Source organism: Corynebacterium sp. UMB8791, assembly GCF_054166365.1.
The window spans coordinates 14,973-31,490 of record NZ_JBSZCG010000103.1; the positions used below are offsets into that span (position 1 = coordinate 14,973).

Below are 16,518 nucleotides of genomic sequence, written 5' to 3' on the forward strand. Positions count from 1 at the left end.
CGCCTGCACTACCAGGGAAAGTCTGAATCGATATCCCGCGGGTCCAGGTTGATATACGAAGCAACAAGGGCGGTCAGTACCCAATGAATGAGGGCTGACCGCTCTTCTGCTGTTTCGGTGCGCTGCTCAATCGGGCGGCGAAACAGCACAAAGCGCGCCCGGGTGGGCACCCCGTAACGGTCCACGCCCGCCTGCAAGATTCGGCCGAGTGGGACGGGGCCGTCGGCAACAATCTCATCGCTGAAGCGCGCGACGTCGGGGCTTAGGCGCATCCGGGGGATCGTATCGACGGCTAAGTCCACCGTTGCCAGCTGCTCAAAGTACGCGTTGTGCAGCGGTGCGTACGTGTCCAGTACTAGCTGATCGAACTGCGCGGAGCGGGTTCGATAACGCGGAACGCCAACGGGCAGCAGCGGGCCGCGGGCCCCACGACCGTGGCGGTCCCGCGCGGTCCGAAGGTGGTGAGTTGGCGCGTTCATGCACCCAGATTCTAGAGATGTTGCCGCTGCACCGGGCATGGCGCGCCGGGGCCGTACTACCAAAATCTCAAGTTGGGGTTTAGGCTTAGACGGCGTGAGTACTTTCCGTCGGTGTTGTCGTCCTGGTTGTGGCAGGCCTGCTGTGGCCACGCTGATTTATGCCTACTCGGAATCGACAGCAGTAATCAGCCCGCTCTCGCCGAACCCCGAACCCCATGCGTGGGACCTTTGTGAGCGCCACTCGGCGCACATCACGGCTCCCGTTGGCTGGGAGCTCGTGCGAGTAGAGGCCGTCGATATCTTTGACGACGAAGCCCACGCCCTCGAGGACGAGGAGCTCACGGCGCTGGCGCAGGCCGTCCGGGAGGCGGGCCGTGTGACCACCGGGCTGGTGGACAACGGCGGAGATCCAATCGAGTACGAGGCCACCAAGGACTTTAACGACCCGTCGACTTCGAACCACCCGGTGCACCGCACGAAGCGGATCGAGGAGCACCTCGCCGCGGAGAAAGATGCGCGGCGTTCCCACCTCCACGTGGTCCCTGACCCAGCCGAAGCCACTGAAGACGCCGAAGATACCGGCGAGGAGCACAGCAACTAAGATTGCCTGTATGGCTATTGAGCACACCTATGAGTCCTTGAAGGACCTTATTAAGGCGTATGACATTCGCGGCGTTGTTGGCTCCACCATAGATGCGGACACAGTCCGCACAGTAGGCGCAGCATTCGCCCACATTCTTTACAGCGAGGGCGAGCGAACTATCGCCGTCGGACACGACATGCGGCCATCCTCGCCGGAGCTTTCCGCCGCGTTCGCAGAGGGTGCGACCTCGCAGGGGCTGCACGTTCTTGACCTCGGACTGACCTCGACAGACGAGCTCTACTACGCAGCAGGCACCTTCGAGTGTGCCGGCGCGATGTTTACCGCCTCCCATAACCCTGCCCAGTACAACGGAATCAAGCTGTGCCGCGCGGGCGCTACGCCGGTCAGTACTAATACGGGCCTGTCCGAGATCAGCCGCATGCTCATCGAGGGGGTTCCGGCGTTTGAGGGCGAAGCTGGGAGCGTCGAGAAGCGGGATGTGCTCGACTCCTATGCGCGTTTCCTCCGGCAGCTTGTGCCGCTGCCGCAGGGCAAGGCGTTAAAGGTCGCAGTCGATGCTGCGAACGGCATGGCCGGGCTGACTGTCCCGGCGGTGCTCGGAGACCTGGATATTCGGTCGCTCTACTTCGAGCTCGATGGCACGTTCCCGAACCACGAGGCTAACCCGCTCGACCCGAAGAACCTTGTGGATCTACAGCGATTCGTTGTCGAAGAGAAGGCGGACATTGGCCTGGCATTCGACGGTGACGCGGACCGCTGCTTCGTCGTGGACGAGCGCGGGGAGGCGGTATCTCCATCGGCGATTACGGCGCTGGTGGCTACTCGTACGCTCGCGACGCACCCGGGCGCGACCATTATCCACAACCTGATCACCTCGCGTGCAGTGCCGGAAATTATCTGTGAGCAGGGCGGAAACCCCGTGCGCACCCGAGTGGGGCACTCGTACATCAAGGCTGAGATGGCGCGGACAGGTGCCATGTTCGGTGGGGAGCACTCCGCGCACTACTACTTCACGGAATTCTTCAACGCGGACTCTGGCCTGGTCGCGGCGCTGCATGTGCTCGCGGCATTGGCGGAGCAGGACAAGCCGTTGAGTGAGATGATGGCCCAGTACGAACGCTACGAGGCGTCCGGGGAAATCAACTCCACCGTCGATGACCAAGAGGCTGCCACCGAGCGTGTTCTTGAGGCACTTGGTGACCGCGTCGCGGACATCGACCGTCTTGACGGGGTTACGGTCACACTTCGCGACGAAGACAGTGCCCCCGGGCCGGTCTGGCTGAACCTGCGTGCGTCGAACACGGAGCCACTGCTGCGACTCAACGTCGAGGCCCCAACGAAGCCAAAGGTCGACGAGATTGTGCGGGAAGTTTTGGCTGTGATTCGCCAATAGTGCAGGTGGTCTTCGTCGCTGTTCCGTGAAACGGCGCCTCGCTGGTATCCTGGAACGCTGTTGTTTCAACCGTTTCAATGCCGACGGAACTGACGGAACTTGCGAAGGAGACACTTATGGAGCACCTACAGGGGGCTCTGCGGAACTACCCGTGGGGGTCGCACACGTTGCTTGCGCAGCTGCGTGGCACCCAGGTGCCCAGCGAGGCGCCGGAGGCTGAGCTCTGGTTCGGCGCCCATAGTGCCGCACCTTCCCAAGTCGCAGGCCGGGGCCTCGACGCCGTGATTGCCGCGGACCCCGAAGGCACGCTGGGCAAGCGCGTCGCGGACCGTTATGGCTCGCATTTGCCGTTCCTGCTGAAGCTGCTCGCAGCCGATGAGCCGCTGAGTATCCAGGCGCACCCGTCGCGCTCGCAGGCGAAGGCGGGATTCGCGCGCGAGGAAGAAGAAGGCATCCGCCTGGACGATCCGACGCGCAACTACAAGGACCCGAACCCGAAGCCCGAGCTCATCGTGGCGCTCACCCCGTTCGAGGCCCTCGCCGGTTTCCGCCCGCTTGCGCAGACTCGCGAGTTCTTCGCCGCGCTCAACTGCGAGGAGCTTGACCACTACGCCTCGCTTCTCGACGCCACTTCGGAGGAAGCCGGACTCCGTGCGGTATTCACGACGTTCATCTCCCTGCCCGAGGACGTGCGTAAGACTCTGATTGACGCTATCGTTCCGGCCGCCGAGCGCGTCGCGGATAACGCCGGGGCTGGCGTGGCGGGTCCGCTGGCTGCGATGTTCCTGCGGGTCCACGACAAGTACCCGAACGACGTCGGTGTCCTCGCAGCACTCCTGCTGAACTATGTACAGATGCGTCCGGGGGAGGCGCTCTTCCTGCAAGCCGGGCAGTTGCACGCGTACCTGTCCGGGCTCGGCGTGGAGATCATGGCGAACTCGGACAACGTGCTTCGAGGTGGACTGACGTCGAAGCACGTGGACGTGCCTGAGCTGGTCAAAGTGCTGGACTTCTCCACGTTGGAGGACCCGTTCGCGAACACCACCGAGCGCGACAACGAAGTGAGTTTCCATCTGCCGGTGGATGACTTCATCATGAGCGCCCACCGTATCGACGCCGAGCATCCGCTGCTCGTGGACACCGACGGCCCCGCCATCGTCCTGTGTACCGAGGGAACGGTGCGCGCTGGTGACTTTGTAATGAAGCCTGGTCAGGCGGCGTGGATCCCAGCCGCCGACCCGGCTGTGACCTTCGAGGTTGCGGAGGGTACCTCCGCGCAGTGCTTCTACGCGCGGGTCTAGGCAGGCCCCTGCCCGTCAGTTGCGGCTGGGGGTACTGCGTCTTCTTGGGAGGCTGGCTCTTCGGAAGTAGTTGATGCGTCTTCCTGTGAGGCTTGAGCCGACTCTTCGCTCGTTGGTGTTGGTGTGTTAACTGGCAGCGATGTCGTCGCTGCGGCGCCGGGGTGTAGCGCTGACGTCGTGGGGGTGGGAAGCTTCTGCGTCGGCTCAGATGGCAGCACCGTCGGGGATGACGGCTGCGTCGAGCCAATGGTGGTTGGCGTCGAAATTGTGGTTGGCGCCTGCTGCGTCGCCCGTGGCCGCGAGGTGCTCGACGTGGTACTTGGAACGTTCGGTGCGTCCGGCGTGTCGGGGCGAGGGGAGCGCTGCTTCGGGCGCTGCGGCTCTGCTGTTGGGGCGGGACCAGCTGGGCGCGACGCAGGCGCGGCCGGGGCCACGTTCGACGGGCGGTACTGCTTCGTCGGCTCCGTTACGGCTGGCGCACCGGAAAACGCGTGCGCAGGGGCCAGCGGGTCCGCGGATAGGTTGTAGGCAGACGGCGCAGTCGTGGCAATGTACGCATCGGCGGTGTGAAGCGCTGCGGAGTCGCCCCGGGAAGAGCGTGCAGAGCTCGGAGGGGTCGTCGATAAGGAAGAAGTTGTTGTGGTGGAGGTTGTCTCAATGAAGCCTGCTTGTGTGGTGGCGTTCGAGCGCCCCGGCGAGGACGCGTTCCAGACCACGACTCCCACTGCGATGGCAACGCAGATGCCGAGCGCCATGAACGTGGCGACTCTCCTTTGCGTCTGATTCATACGTTGCCCTTCGCCGCAGAATTTCCAGAATTACAAAACGATAACAATTTCGTTGCTTGAAATGTTTATAGCACGGAAGTCGGACATTGAAAAGAGTGTGTCCACGCGGTTATCAGGTGGGAAGCAGGGGAGTTCGCAATGCGTGCCGTGCCGTGTAGATTGCAGGGTATATACAGCCCCCACCTGAAAGGTAACACTGATGAGCAGCTGGGACCAGAAGATTTTCTCCAACGACGACAACATTGATTTTCTCGACGAAATCGCGGATTTGGACGAAGAAGACATTCTGGAAGCTGTCCGTGACGCCGTCTTGCTAGCCGCTGACCAGGACAGCGCCTCAGATGAAGAACGCACCAACGGGCTCGCTGCGGCGACCATCACCGCGATCTGGGCCGGCGCGCCGTTTTCCGCCGGTGAGATCGCGGAGCGTTTCCCCTTCATCCGCGGCAACAGCGGTGAGCTCGACGAGCAGCTCATCGAGAGCGCAGCCGAGCTTCTTGAGGCTGTTGGCGATGAAGAGGACGAGGACGTCGAACAGTTCTTGGAAGCGCTCGCGTAGGGGCCAGTAGCCGTGAGGAGGTCTGTGGCATGATCATCGCCATCGAAGGCATTGATGGGGCGGGGAAGAACACCATCGTGAAGCGCATTGTGGAGGAATACGGCGCGGACACGCTGTCCTTCCCACGCTACGAGGACTCGCTGCACGCGCAGCTGGCACAGGACGCCCTGTACGGCAAGATGGGTGACCTGGTGGATTCCGCTTACGGGATGGCGACGATGTTCGCGCTCGACCGTTTTGGTGCCAAGGCGCAGCTTGAGCAGTACCAGGACACACAAGATCGGATCTTGTTGCTTGACCGCTACGTCGCCTCCAACGCCGCCTACACTGCGGCGCGCACCGGGGACGATGCCGCGGCGGAGTGGGTTGCTGAGCTCGAGTTCGGAAAGCTTGGGCTGCCGAAGCCCGACCTGCAGGTGCTGGTCGCTACCGCCCCGAGCGTTGCGCGGGAGCGCGCGCAGCGCAGAGAAGCTCAGGACGCGACGCGCACCCGCGACCACTACGAGCGCGACGGCGGGCTGCAGGACGCGACGTTTGCCCAGTACAATCGGCTCGCGGAGACTGACTGGGTGAGTCGGTGGATTTCCACGTCGGATGCCACGGCTATTATCCAAGCAATACAAAGCGCGCGTTAAGAGGAGCTGCCAATGTCCATGTCGAAAATCCTGGTCGTTGACGACGACCCAGCTATCAACGAGATGCTCACCATCGTGCTGGAGGCCGAAGGCTTTGACTCCCGCCCCGTCACCGATGGCGCCGAAGCCGTCCAGGCCTTCCATGAGTACGAGCCCGACCTGATCCTGCTGGATCTCATGCTTCCGGGAATGAACGGCATCGACATTTGCAAGGCGATTCGCCGTGAATCCTCTGTGCCGATCGTCATGCTCACCGCGAAGACGGACACCGTCGACGTGGTGCTCGGCCTCGAGTCCGGCGCGGACGACTACATCACGAAGCCCTTCAAACCGAAGGAGCTCGTCGCCCGCATTCGGGCGCGTCTGCGCCGGACGGATGAGGAGCCGGGTGACGTCATCGAGATCGCCGATTTAGTAATCGACGTCCCCCAGCACATGGTGACCCGCAACGGGGAAGAGATCGCGCTGACCCCGCTCGAGTTTGATCTCCTGTTGGAGATGGCGAAGAAACCAAACCAAGTGCACTCCCGCGACGAGCTACTGGAATCGGTGTGGGGCTACCGTAACAACTCCGATACCCGCCTGGTCAACGTGCATGTGCAGCGTCTGCGCTCCAAGATTGAGCATGACCCTGAGCACCCTGAGATTATCCAGACTGTGCGTGGTGTGGGCTACAAGTCCGTGAAGTAAGAATGGGAGGTGGCGCTCCTGTTCGCCGTACTGAAACGTAGCAGGGACCGGATCGTAGAAGCGTGGCGCACTTCGCTGCAGGTGCGCTTCGTCGGCACGGTGTTGATTGTTTCCGCCGTGGTGATGATGGTGCTGGGGTTTGCGCTGGCGTCGGTAGTGAGCCAGCGTATCGCTGCATCCAAGATTGAGGCAGCGAGCGCGGAGATTGACCGTGCGCGCGTGACCGTCGAGGAGCAGATTAATAACTCGGGGTCCGCTACCTCATTGCAGAGCCGCTTGAATTCGGCGCGCGCCGGGCTGACGCAGCGTGCGCAGCAAAACTCGGAGGCGTCTGCTGTGTATGAGCCTGTGCTGGTGGTGAAGAACCCGAACGGGGTTGTTACGTCCTCGCCGGAGTCGTACCAGATCCCTGACAAGCTGGAGGAATACGTCGCTGAGGGCAATATCGCCTACCAGTTTTCCTCGGTGCAGCGCGGCGACCACTCGTCGTACAATGCCCTGATTATCGGCACCCCGACGACCTCGGATGTGCCGCACCTGCAGCTCTACCTTGTGATGAACATGGACAATGAGGCTTCGACGCTTGCGCTGATGCGGGGCATCTTAGCGACGGCCACGGTGATCGTCAGCGTCCTGCTGGTGGGCATTGCGTGGCTGGCGTCGCAGCAGATTGTTGCACCGGTGCGCTCGGCGTCGCGTACCGCGCGCCGGTTTGCTGAGGGCCACCTGCGCGAGCGCATGCCTGTCGACGGCGAGGACGAGATGGCGGTGCTGGCGCTGTCCTTCAACAACATGGCGGACAAGCTGTCGCAGCAGATTGATCACCTTGAGCGCTACGGCGACCTGCAGCGTCAGTTCACGTCCGACGTATCCCACGAGCTGCGTACGCCGCTGACCACGGTGCGGATGGCTGCGGATATGATCGCCGCTGACGAGGACTCCCTGGAGCCTGGCACCCGCCGCGCTTCCCAGCTGATGACTCGCGAGCTGGACCGCTTCGAGGCCCTGCTCAATGACCTGTTGGAGATTTCCCGCCACGACGCCGGCGTCGCCGACTTGTCCGTCACGCAGATGGATATGAAGTCGCCGATCATGTCGGCGTGGCAGCAGACGCAGCACCTTGCGGACGAGCTCGGCGTGGAAGTTTCCTTCGACATGCCGGAGGAACCAGTGATGATGCTGGGCGAGTCCCGCCGGATCGAGCGCATCGTGCGTAACCTCATTGCGAACGCGATTGACCACTCGGAGGGCAGGCCGGTTACCGTGACACTGCGCGCCAACGAGAGTGCCGTCGCGGTGACGGTCAGGGACCACGGCATCGGGCTCAAGCCTGGGCAGGAGGAACTGGTGTTCAACCGTTTCTGGCGCGCGGACAAGTCCCGCAAGCGCCACTCTGGTGGCACCGGTCTTGGCCTGGCCATTGCCCGCGAGGACGCGCAGCTGCATCACGGCACGCTGGAAGCCGTCGGGGAAGAGGGCGTCGGTGCGCTGTTCCGCCTGGTCCTGCCGCTGGATCCGGAGGCAGGCTTTTCGACGTCCCCTCTGCCCCTCGAGCTGGAGCCCGGGGCGGACGCGGGCGACGTCGAAGTGGGCGTCGAAACGCAGGACGAGGAAAGGCAGCCAGATGAAGTGCATGAAGCATAGGTACCTTGCTATAGCGATGAGCACGACGCTGCTCTTGGGCGGGTGCGCGACGCTGCCGTCGAATACTGACCCGCATGTGCTCCGGCCCTACCAGGAGGAAGCGCCGGAGTCGGAGATTATCGGCCCGATCAAGGACCGCGAGCCGGACCTTTTGCTGCGTGACTTCTACGCGGCCTCCGCGATCCCAACCGGCGACTACGAAGCGGCGCGCGCCTTCCTCACTGAGGCCGCGAAGCCCACGTGGAGCGCCAACGAGCAGACACTCATCGTCGACCGGATCGGGTTGAATACGGTGTCCGGCAGCTCGGGGAACAAGCGCAGTTTTGCGGTGCACGGCAACGTGGTCGGCGCGCTCGGAAGTGGTGGCGTGTTCACTCCGGAGCGCGGTACCTACGAGGCCACGCTGGAGCTCGAGCAGGTCGACGGCCAGTGGCGCATTTCCTCGTTGCCACCCGGCGTGGTCATGGAGCGCACCGAACTGCGCAACCAATACCAGCCTTACAACCTGTACTTCTTTGATCCGACCGGCAAGGAGCTGGTCACCGACCGGCGCTGGGTCTACGCGCCGCGCGATTTCCTACCCAGCACGCTGATCTCGCTGCTGCTTGAAGGGCCGGCTAGCCGCCTGCGCCCCGCGATCATGGGGACGCTGCCATCGACGGTGCGCTACACCGGTTTCGAGGGCGGTGCCTACCACTTCGCGGGCCTCGGCAATATGGACGAGGCCGCGCGCAGCCGCTTCGCCGCACAGGTGGTGTGGACGCTCGCCTCCGCAGGCGTGACCGGCCCGTTTTCGCTCCTCGCCGACGGCGAGCCGCTCATCACTGGCGCCCGCGAACTGACCACCGACGACTTCATCGACGTCAGCCCCGTCGTCGAGCAAGTCGGAGAGAGCACCCTGTACTCGCTCGCCGACGGCCACGTTTCCCAAATCACTGGCGGCGGCCCGCAGCCCGTTGCCGGCGTGCTGGGCAACACGCACAGCGTGGTCACCGCCGACATTTCCGGTGAGGGGCAGTGGGCCGCGGTGTTCAACGTCGGCGACGGCCCCGAAGGCGCCGAGCTGCGCCTCGGGCAGCTCACCGGCGGCAGCGTGGACGTGGTGAAGGCAGAGACCTTCTCGCGCCCATCGTTCGAGCCAAACAGCAAGGCGGTGTGGACCGTTTCGGACGGCAAGCACATCCTGCGCTCCACGCAATCCTCGGCGACAGGGGAGGTCACCACCGAGGAAGTGCACGTTGATCTTCCCGAAGATGTCGACGGCAACATTTCCGTGCTGCGTCTTTCCAGATCGGGCTCGCGCGTCGTCATGGTGATTGACGGCCGCCTGTACACCGGCATCATCGAGCAGCGCGCCGCAGGCGCCGGCGCAATTGTCAACGTTCTCGAGTACAGCTACGAGCTCGGTGGCAGCGTGGTCTCCGCGGACTGGCATCCCGACGGCTCGCTCATCGTTGGCACCTCGAACCCGGCGTCGCCCGTGATGCGTGTGGAGCAGGACGGATCCTCGACCACCGCGCTGTCGCTCGGGAACATCTCCGCGCCGGTGGTGGCCGTGGCGGCGTCGCCAAACATGCTGTACGCGACCGACGCAAACGCCATTTTGCAAATGCCCGTCAGTGGTGCTGACACCCCGATCTGGCGCGAGGTGCCTGGCCTGCAGGGTGTGCGCTCACTGCCGATCATCGCGAGGTAGGCGGCGTGACGCTCGCAGAGGTTGGTGAACTCTTCCTACCGCGCCACTGCGCTGGGTGCGGCACCCCAGGCTCCGTGTTGTGCCCAGCCTGCCGCACTGAACTGTCGGCACTGCCGCGCCGGGTGTCGCCGCAGCACTTGCCGCACGTGCCGGTGTTCGCGCTCGGGCCGTACGGCGGCGCGCACCGTGGGGTAGTGCTCGCGATGAAGGAGCGCAGGAATTTGGCTGTGCGCAAGCATGTCGGGGCGGTGCTGGACGCGGCGCTGACCTTTCTTGAGGTTCGCGGTGAGATTCACCCGGACGCGCTGCTGGTCCCTGCGCCGACGCGCGCGGCCTCGGCAAGGGAGCGCGGCGGGGACCCGGTGAGCGTGATCTGTAAGCGTTCGGGGCGCAAGGTGGTGGACGTGTTGGAGCTCGCGGAATCAACGACTGACCAGTCGGAGTTGGACGCGGCGCACCGCCGGTCCAACTTGGCCGGCGCGGTGCGGATGCGCCGCGGGTGGGAGGCGCTGCACACGGGCACCGGCGCTGGCCCCGTCATTGTTGTCGACGATGTCGTGACCACCGGCGCCACGCTTCAGACCAGCGTAGAAGTGCTGCTCGCGCACGGGTTTGACGTGGTCAGCTGCGTTGCCGTGTGCGCCGCCTAGCCGCGCAGCACGCATGGTGTTCGCTGGTAGCAAACTGGCAGGGAGTTTTACACAGATACGTAGCCATTGGTTATTACCAGTTGTATAGTGGTGATAGACCCAGTTCCAACAACGCTAGGGAGGAAGCAGATGACTTCTGCAGAGCACACCGACGGATTCGCACCAGCAGCCCAGGTTACGATTACTGGCCGTAACGTCGAGGTCCCAGAGCATTTCCAAGAGCGCGTCAACACCAAGCTCGCCAAGATTGAGAAGCTTGATCCAACGTTGACGTTCTTCCATGTTGAGCTGCAGCACGAGCCGAACCCTCGTCGTGAGGCACAGGCACAGCGCGTGCAGATTACTGCGACCGGCAAGGGCCACCTGGCACGTGCGGAAGCCAAGGAAGACAGCTTCTACGCAGCGCTTGAATCCGCGCTGGGTAAGCTGGAGCGCTCCTTGCGTAAGGTGAAGGTCCGCCGCGAGATTGCTCGTTCCGGCCACCGCGCACCGAAGTCCACCGGCGAAATCGCAGCTGAGCTTGCGCACGAGGCAGAGGATGCTCGCGCAAAGCAAGCGGAGGGCCAGTACGACACTGACCCGTACGCTGGCACCTTTGAGGATGCCCCGCTCGGCCAGGTTGTGCGTCGCAAGCTGCACCCGGATACCCCGATCAGCGTCGATGAGGCGCTCTCCGAGATGGAGCTGGTTGGCCACGACTTCTACCTCTTCATCGATGAAGAGTCGAAGCGTCCAGCAGTGGTCTACCGCCGCCACGCATACGACTACGGTCTGATCACCCTGGCTCCAGAAGATGAGGTCAAGGCAAACGACGAGAAGTAGCGTCGTCACTGTATGATTCGTCGCCTGCTTGTGTAAGCAAAAAGCTTGTACGGGCGGGCGGCGTTTTCACATTCTTTTCTTATTGATTCCACCAGTTGTGATTGCCTGTTTTCGTTGACGCGTGCGTACAATGGCCGATTGGTACATAAAAGCAGCGCGTAGAGCTGGCGTGATCGCTTTGTTTTTCTAACTTTTGAAGGATTCTAGAAACGTGTTTGGACTGTCGAAACTGCTGCGTGCGGGTGAAGGGCGTATGGTAAAACGCCTCTCGAAGATCGCTGATCAAGTCATGGATCTCGATGAGGAGTACGCGGCACTCACAGATGACGAGTTGAAGGCCAAAACGGAAGAGTTTAAGCAAAAGATTGCCGACGGCGCTTCGCTCGACGACATTTTGCTCGATGCGTTCGCGACAGCCCGCGAGGCATCCTGGCGCGTGCTGGGGCAGAAGCACTACAAGGTGCAGATCATGGGCGGTGCCGCGCTGCACTTCGGTTCCGTCGCCGAGATGAAAACTGGTGAAGGTAAGACCCTGACCTCGGTGCTGCCTGCCTACCTCAATGGTTTGAGCGGCAAGGGCGTGCACATTGTTACCGTCAACGACTACTTGGCAAAGCGTGACGCCGAGATGATGGGTCGTGTCCACCACTTCCTGGGGCTCGACGTTGGTGTGATCCTGTCCGACATGCGCCCGCAGGAGCGCAAGAAGGCGTACGACGCGGCGATTACGTACGGCACCAATAACGAACTCGGCTTCGACTACTTGCGTGACAACATGACCCGTTCGGTCAACGACATGGTGCAGCGCGGCCACAACTTCGCCATCGTGGACGAGGTTGACTCGATTCTTATCGACGAAGCCCGTACCCCGCTGATTATTTCCGGCCCGGTTGATGGCTCCAGCCAGTTCTACACCGTGTTCGCGCAGCTCGCACCGCGTATGCGCGAGGGCATCCACTACGAGGTGGACCACCGTAAGCGCACCATTGGTATCTCCGAGGAAGGCGTGGAGTTCGTCGAGGACCAGCTGGGCATTGACAACCTGTACGCGCCTGAGCACTCGCAGCTGGTGAGCTACCTGAATAACGCTATTAAGGCGAAGGAGCTCTTCGAGCGCGATAAGGACTACATCATCCGCCAGGGTGAGGTCATGATCGTCGATAGCTTCACGGGCCGCGTGCTGGCGGGCCGTCGCTACAACGAGGGTATGCACCAGGCGATCGAGGCGAAGGAAAACGTCGAGATCAAGAACGAGAACCAGACGCTGGCGACGGTGACGCTGCAGAACTACTTCCGTCTCTACGACAAGCTGGCTGGCATGACCGGTACCGCTGAGACTGAGGCGGCGGAGCTGCACCAGATCTACAAGATGGACGTTGTACAGATTCCACCGAACCGCCCGAACCAGCGCGTGGACCGCGACGACCTGATCTACAAGACGCAGGAAGCGAAGTTCGCCGCTGTTGCGGAGGATATTGCGGAGCACGTCGAGAAGGGCCAGCCGGTGCTGGTCGGTACCACCTCGGTGGAGCGCTCGGAGTACCTCTCGCAGCTGCTGACGCGCAAGGGCATTAAGCACAATGTGCTCAACGCGAAGCACCACGAGGAAGAAGGCCGCATTATCGCGGAGGCTGGTCTGCCGGCGAAGGTGACGGTCTCTACGAACATGGCTGGTCGCGGTACGGATATCGTGCTGGGTGGCAACCCGGAAATTCTGTTGGATGCGAAGCTGCAGGAGCAGGGCCTCGACCCGTTCGAGGATGAGGAGCGCTACCAGGAGGCGTGGAACGAGCAGCTGCCGAAGGCGAAGGAGCGCTCGAAGCAGCTCGGCGACGAAGTGCGTGAGGCCGGTGGCCTGTACGTGATCGGTACGGAGCGCCACGAGTCTCGTCGCATTGATAACCAGCTGCGTGGCCGTTCTGGCCGTCAGGGTGACCCGGGTGAGACCCGTTTCTACCTGTCGATGCGCGACGAGCTCATGGTTCGCTTCGTTGGCCAGTCGATGGAAAACATGATGAACCGCCTCAACGTTCCGGACGATGTTCCGATTGAGGCGAAGATGGTGTCGAATGCGATTAAGGGCGCGCAGTCGCAGGTTGAGAACCAGAACTTCGAGATGCGTAAGAACGTCCTGAAGTACGACGAGGTGCTCAACGAGCAGCGCAAGGTGGTCTACGGTGAGCGCCAGGAGATCTTGGCGTCGAAGGACATCAAGGATCAGGTCCGCCGCATGATCAGCTCGACTGTCGGCGCGTACGTGGATGGCGCGACGATGGAGGGCTACGTCGAGGACTGGGACCTGCAGGAACTCTGGCACGCACTCGAGTCCCTGTACGGCCCGTCGAAGACGGCCCAGGAGCTTATCGACGGCGACGAGTACGGCAAGCCGGGCGAGCTCACCGCTGAGCAGCTGCGCGAGGCACTCATCGACGACGCCCAGGCGCAGTACGATCAGCTCGAGGCGAACGTTGCCGAGATCGGCGGCGAGGAGCAGATGCGCAACGTGGAGCGTATGGTGATCCTGCCGATCATCGATACGAAGTGGCGTGAGCACCTCTACGAGATGGATTACCTCAAGGAGGGCATCGGCCTGCGTGCGATGGCGCAGCGCGACCCGCTGGTCGAGTACCAGAAGGAGGGCGGCGACATGTTCAACGCTATGAACGAGGCGATCCAGGAAGAGACGGTGCGCCAGCTCTTCATGATGCGTAAGCAGTTCGAGTCCGCGCAGGAGGAGACTGCGCAGGCCTAAGTTCGACAGGTAGGCCCTGGCCGGGTGGTGTCACTTACAAAACTTTGAAGGACACCAGCCGGCCGTTGTCCATTTTTGCCACGAACCCGAACCGTTTTTGGCCTGTGGCGACGGTGCCGAAGAACTCGCCGCCGTCGCGGGCGTGGCAGGTCACGATGCGCGGCGGGCCCGCGTGTTGCTGCTGGAAGCGCCGGTAGGCGCGGACATTGGTGCGGGCGGCCGTCGAGAAGCGGTCGGCGCGCAGTGCACGGAGGTTTGTGGCTCCGAAGCTTGCTGCGAGCGCTGTGCGCACGAGCGGGGCGACGTTGGATCCGGTGCGGCGAGGGTCGCTGGGTGAGTACCGTGCTTGGCGGCGGCGCGTTTCCGCTGCGCGTCCGGAGCGCTTCGGGGAGGGAACGAGCAGTTGAACGTGCTGGTGGCCAGGGGCGGGGTAGTAGGTCACGGCGGGGTCCTTTCGTATCGTTGTGCACGGTGCGGGGTGCTGGTAGGTAGTATTGTGCACGTTCGCGCCGTGTGGGCGCTAGGAGAATTTGCGCACTTTGGTGTGCACTGCAGAAGAACCGAAAACGAAGTACAGGAATTGAGGCGTCCAAATGCAGGGACTCATTATTGACTACGCAGGTGTGTTGGACCAGGACCCGGAGGACCAGCGCCGCTGGCAGCAGCTGATTGAGGCTGTGAAGGAGAAAGACAAGGCCGTAGGCATTTTGTCCAACGAGGAATCCGAGGGCCAAATGGCGGACGCGGTGCGGGACTGGGAGTTCCGCGGTGTCGTGGACGCGGTGGTGCTCTCCGGCGACATTGGTGCGGAGAAGCCGTCCCCGGCAGCATTCCAGGCCGCGGCGGATGCGCTGGATATTCCGCTCAATGACTGCGTCATGATCGATGACGACATCATGAACGTCCGCTCGGCCGTCGAGTGCGGCATGATCGCGATTTTGCACACGGCGTTTGACCGCACCGCGGTGGAGATCCAGACGCTGTTCAATATCGAGGGGGAGTTTTAATGCGCGTCTACATCCCCGCGACGTTCTCCATGGTGGAGGGACTCGCCGCAGACAAGGTGCTGCACCCGCGCAACGGGTGGGGCTTCGCCGCGACGACGGCGCTGCGCGAGTTCTTCACCTCCGGCGATGAGGAGGAGATTGAGGCAGTAGCGTTTGACGACGCCGCGCTGGCCTCCATCCGTCTGCTGGCGATTGGTGACCAGGATCGGTTCCCGCACCGCCGTGTGGTGATCTCCGCGGACGTGGACGCCGAGGAGGCCGACGACATGGGGGACTCCGTCGTGCGGGTGTCTGGGCCGGTGGGGTTGGAGGACGTTGCGGCGATCCATATCGACCTGGCAGAGGCAGAAGCGGCGACGGCGAAGGCCATCGAACACATCGACGCCGCAGACCTCGGGGACGAGGACGCGGAGCTGGCTGTCGGGGACGCGCAGGACAATTACCTGGCGTTTTACGATGTCAGCGAGCTACCGTTCCTCGTCGAGCTGCTTTAGATCCCACTCGTTGTTGGAGCGCAGCGCGCTGAGTAGGCGTCGCACGGCGGCGACGCGGCGCGACAGCGCCCCTCCCTCGAAGGCGTCCCAGGCGCACTCCGGGTCCGTGGGCGGGCCGGCATGCGTGCAGCCGCGCGGGCATTCCTGGGCTGCCTCGGCGAGCTCGGGGAAGACGTCGATTACTTGGTCGGGGGAGACGTGCGCCAGGCCGAACGAGCGGATGCCCGGTGTGTCGATGATCCAGCCGCCGCCCGGAAGCTCGAGCGCCACGGACTGCGTTGAGGTGTGGCGGCCCTTGCCCACGCCGGAGACGTCGCCGGTTTCGCGTTGCGCGTCCGGGACGAGGCGGTTGACCAGCGTCGACTTGCCCACGCCGGAGTGGCCGACGCAGGCCGATACGTGGTCGTTGAGGCGTTGTGTGAGTTGGTCGAGGGGGTCGTCGATACCTACGGTGAGGACTTCGACGTTGAGGTCCTCGATTTCTGCGATGAACTCGTCGGGGCGCGCGAGGTCCGTTTTTGTCATGCAGACAATGGGGCGCACCCCGCCGACGAATGCGGCGATGAGCGCGCGCTCTACAAGCCCGGTGCGTGGCGGCGGGTCGGCGGCGGCGACCACGATGAGCAACAGCTCCGCGTTGGCGACGACGACACGCTCGAAGGGGTCGGTGTCGTCCGCGGTGCGGCGCAGGACCGAGGTACGGTCGGCGCGCAGCACGATGCGGGCGAGCGTGTCCTTGCGCCCGCTGGTATCACCCACGACGCTGACTCGATCGCCGACCTCGATGCTGGTGCGCTTCAGATGGCGTGCCCGCATGCAGGCAACCAGCGTGCCGTTATCCAGCATGACACCCCAGCGCCCCCTATCCTTCGTGACCACCATCCCGGTGAGCGCGTCCTCGTAGGAGGGGCGGTCCTTGGTGCGGGGGCGCGAGCCGCGGCCGGGCCGGACGCGGACGTCGGATTCGTCGTAATCGCTGAACTTGCGGCGTGCCATGGGGTTCT

17 protein-coding genes are annotated in these 16,518 nt (G+C 63.2%); 13 read left to right on the plus strand and 4 right to left on the minus strand.

Translation table 11 applies throughout. From position 1 onward, the window contains the following. Positions 1-8: 8 nt before the first annotated feature. Complete coding sequence (locus ACXIUA_RS02895) at positions 9-479, minus strand: metallopeptidase family protein (RefSeq protein WP_070362954.1); 471 nt, start codon at positions 477-479, stop codon at positions 9-11. Positions 480-573: 94 nt separating this feature from the next. Between ACXIUA_RS02895 and ACXIUA_RS02900 the strand changes: the two genes are divergently transcribed. The 3 genes from ACXIUA_RS02900 (at position 574) to manA (ending at position 3,777) form a co-directional block, all read left to right on the plus strand. Then, a complete protein-coding gene (locus ACXIUA_RS02900) occupies positions 574-1,080 on the plus strand; it encodes a DUF3499 domain-containing protein (protein ID WP_240492737.1) in 507 nt (168 codons plus the stop codon). Positions 1,081-1,090: 10 nt separating this feature from the next. Next, positions 1,091-2,476, plus strand: a complete 1,386-nt coding sequence (locus ACXIUA_RS02905; protein ID WP_457976083.1) for a phosphomannomutase/phosphoglucomutase — start codon at positions 1,091-1,093, stop codon at positions 2,474-2,476. Positions 2,477-2,592: 116 nt separating this feature from the next. Then, complete coding sequence (gene manA, locus ACXIUA_RS02910; RefSeq protein ID WP_457976084.1) at positions 2,593-3,777, plus strand: mannose-6-phosphate isomerase, class I; 1,185 nt, start codon at positions 2,593-2,595, stop codon at positions 3,775-3,777. Here the strand turns inward: manA and ACXIUA_RS02915 are convergent. Beyond that, a complete protein-coding gene (locus ACXIUA_RS02915; RefSeq protein WP_457976085.1) occupies positions 3,774-4,565 on the minus strand; it encodes a hypothetical protein in 792 nt (263 codons plus the stop codon). The genes manA and ACXIUA_RS02915 overlap by 4 nt on opposite strands. Before the next feature lie 199 nt (positions 4,566-4,764). On the opposite strand from ACXIUA_RS02915, the gene ACXIUA_RS02920 reads away from it, so the two are divergent. The 8 genes from ACXIUA_RS02920 (at position 4,765) to secA (ending at position 14,013) form a co-directional block, all read left to right on the plus strand. Further along, positions 4,765-5,124, plus strand: a complete 360-nt coding sequence (locus ACXIUA_RS02920) for a DUF4259 domain-containing protein (RefSeq protein WP_070362950.1) — start codon at positions 4,765-4,767, stop codon at positions 5,122-5,124. A 29-nt stretch (positions 5,125-5,153) separates the two neighbouring features. Further along, positions 5,154-5,759: a dTMP kinase gene (locus ACXIUA_RS02925; protein WP_256000587.1), complete on the plus strand. Its 606-nt coding sequence runs from the start codon at positions 5,154-5,156 to the stop codon at positions 5,757-5,759. 18 nt (positions 5,760-5,777) lie between these two features. Continuing rightward, entirely contained in the window at positions 5,778-6,449 is a 672-nt protein-coding gene (mtrA, locus tag ACXIUA_RS02930) for an MtrAB system response regulator MtrA (RefSeq protein ID WP_070477811.1), read from the plus strand. A 9-nt stretch (positions 6,450-6,458) separates the two neighbouring features. Further along, positions 6,459-8,093, plus strand: coding sequence for an MtrAB system histidine kinase MtrB (mtrB, locus tag ACXIUA_RS02935; protein WP_421629020.1), 1,635 nt, complete (start codon positions 6,459-6,461; stop codon positions 8,091-8,093). Next, positions 8,083-9,789 carry an MtrAB system accessory lipoprotein LpqB gene (gene lpqB, locus ACXIUA_RS02940; RefSeq protein ID WP_457976086.1) on the plus strand — a complete coding sequence of 569 codons (1,707 nt, stop codon included), beginning with the start codon at positions 8,083-8,085 and terminating at the stop codon, positions 9,787-9,789. The genes mtrB and lpqB overlap by 11 nt, the downstream gene beginning before the upstream one ends. Positions 9,790-9,794: 5 nt before the next feature. Then, a complete protein-coding gene (locus tag ACXIUA_RS02945; protein ID WP_070477717.1) occupies positions 9,795-10,439 on the plus strand; it encodes a ComF family protein in 645 nt (214 codons plus the stop codon). Positions 10,440-10,568: 129 nt separating this feature from the next. Next, the gene (hpf, locus tag ACXIUA_RS02950) at positions 10,569-11,261 is read left to right on the plus strand and encodes a ribosome hibernation-promoting factor, HPF/YfiA family (RefSeq protein WP_070477719.1); all 693 of its coding nucleotides are present in this window, start codon (positions 10,569-10,571) and stop codon (positions 11,259-11,261) included. A gap of 211 nt (positions 11,262-11,472) precedes the next feature. Next, positions 11,473-14,013 (plus strand): preprotein translocase subunit SecA, encoded by a 2,541-nt coding sequence (secA, locus tag ACXIUA_RS02955; RefSeq protein WP_070975919.1) that lies wholly within the window; start codon positions 11,473-11,475, stop codon positions 14,011-14,013. A gap of 34 nt (positions 14,014-14,047) precedes the next feature. Here secA and ACXIUA_RS02960 read toward each other — a convergent pair whose 3' ends face one another. Beyond that, positions 14,048-14,455, minus strand: coding sequence for a hypothetical protein (locus ACXIUA_RS02960; protein WP_070362944.1), 408 nt, complete (start codon positions 14,453-14,455; stop codon positions 14,048-14,050). A gap of 151 nt (positions 14,456-14,606) precedes the next feature. On the opposite strand from ACXIUA_RS02960, the gene ACXIUA_RS02965 reads away from it, so the two are divergent. Continuing rightward, positions 14,607-15,020 carry an HAD family hydrolase gene (locus ACXIUA_RS02965; RefSeq protein WP_070975921.1) on the plus strand — a complete coding sequence of 138 codons (414 nt, stop codon included), beginning with the start codon at positions 14,607-14,609 and terminating at the stop codon, positions 15,018-15,020. Continuing rightward, positions 15,020-15,514, plus strand: a complete 495-nt coding sequence (locus ACXIUA_RS02970) for a DUF6912 family protein (protein WP_070477723.1) — start codon at positions 15,020-15,022, stop codon at positions 15,512-15,514. Before ACXIUA_RS02965 ends, ACXIUA_RS02970 begins: the two co-directional genes overlap by 1 nt. Here the strand turns inward: ACXIUA_RS02970 and rsgA are convergent. After that, positions 15,488-16,510, minus strand: coding sequence for a ribosome small subunit-dependent GTPase A (gene rsgA / locus ACXIUA_RS02975; RefSeq protein ID WP_256000590.1), 1,023 nt, complete (start codon positions 16,508-16,510; stop codon positions 15,488-15,490). The two genes, ACXIUA_RS02970 and rsgA, sit on opposite strands and share 27 nt — an antisense overlap. Positions 16,511-16,518 lie beyond the last annotated feature (8 nt).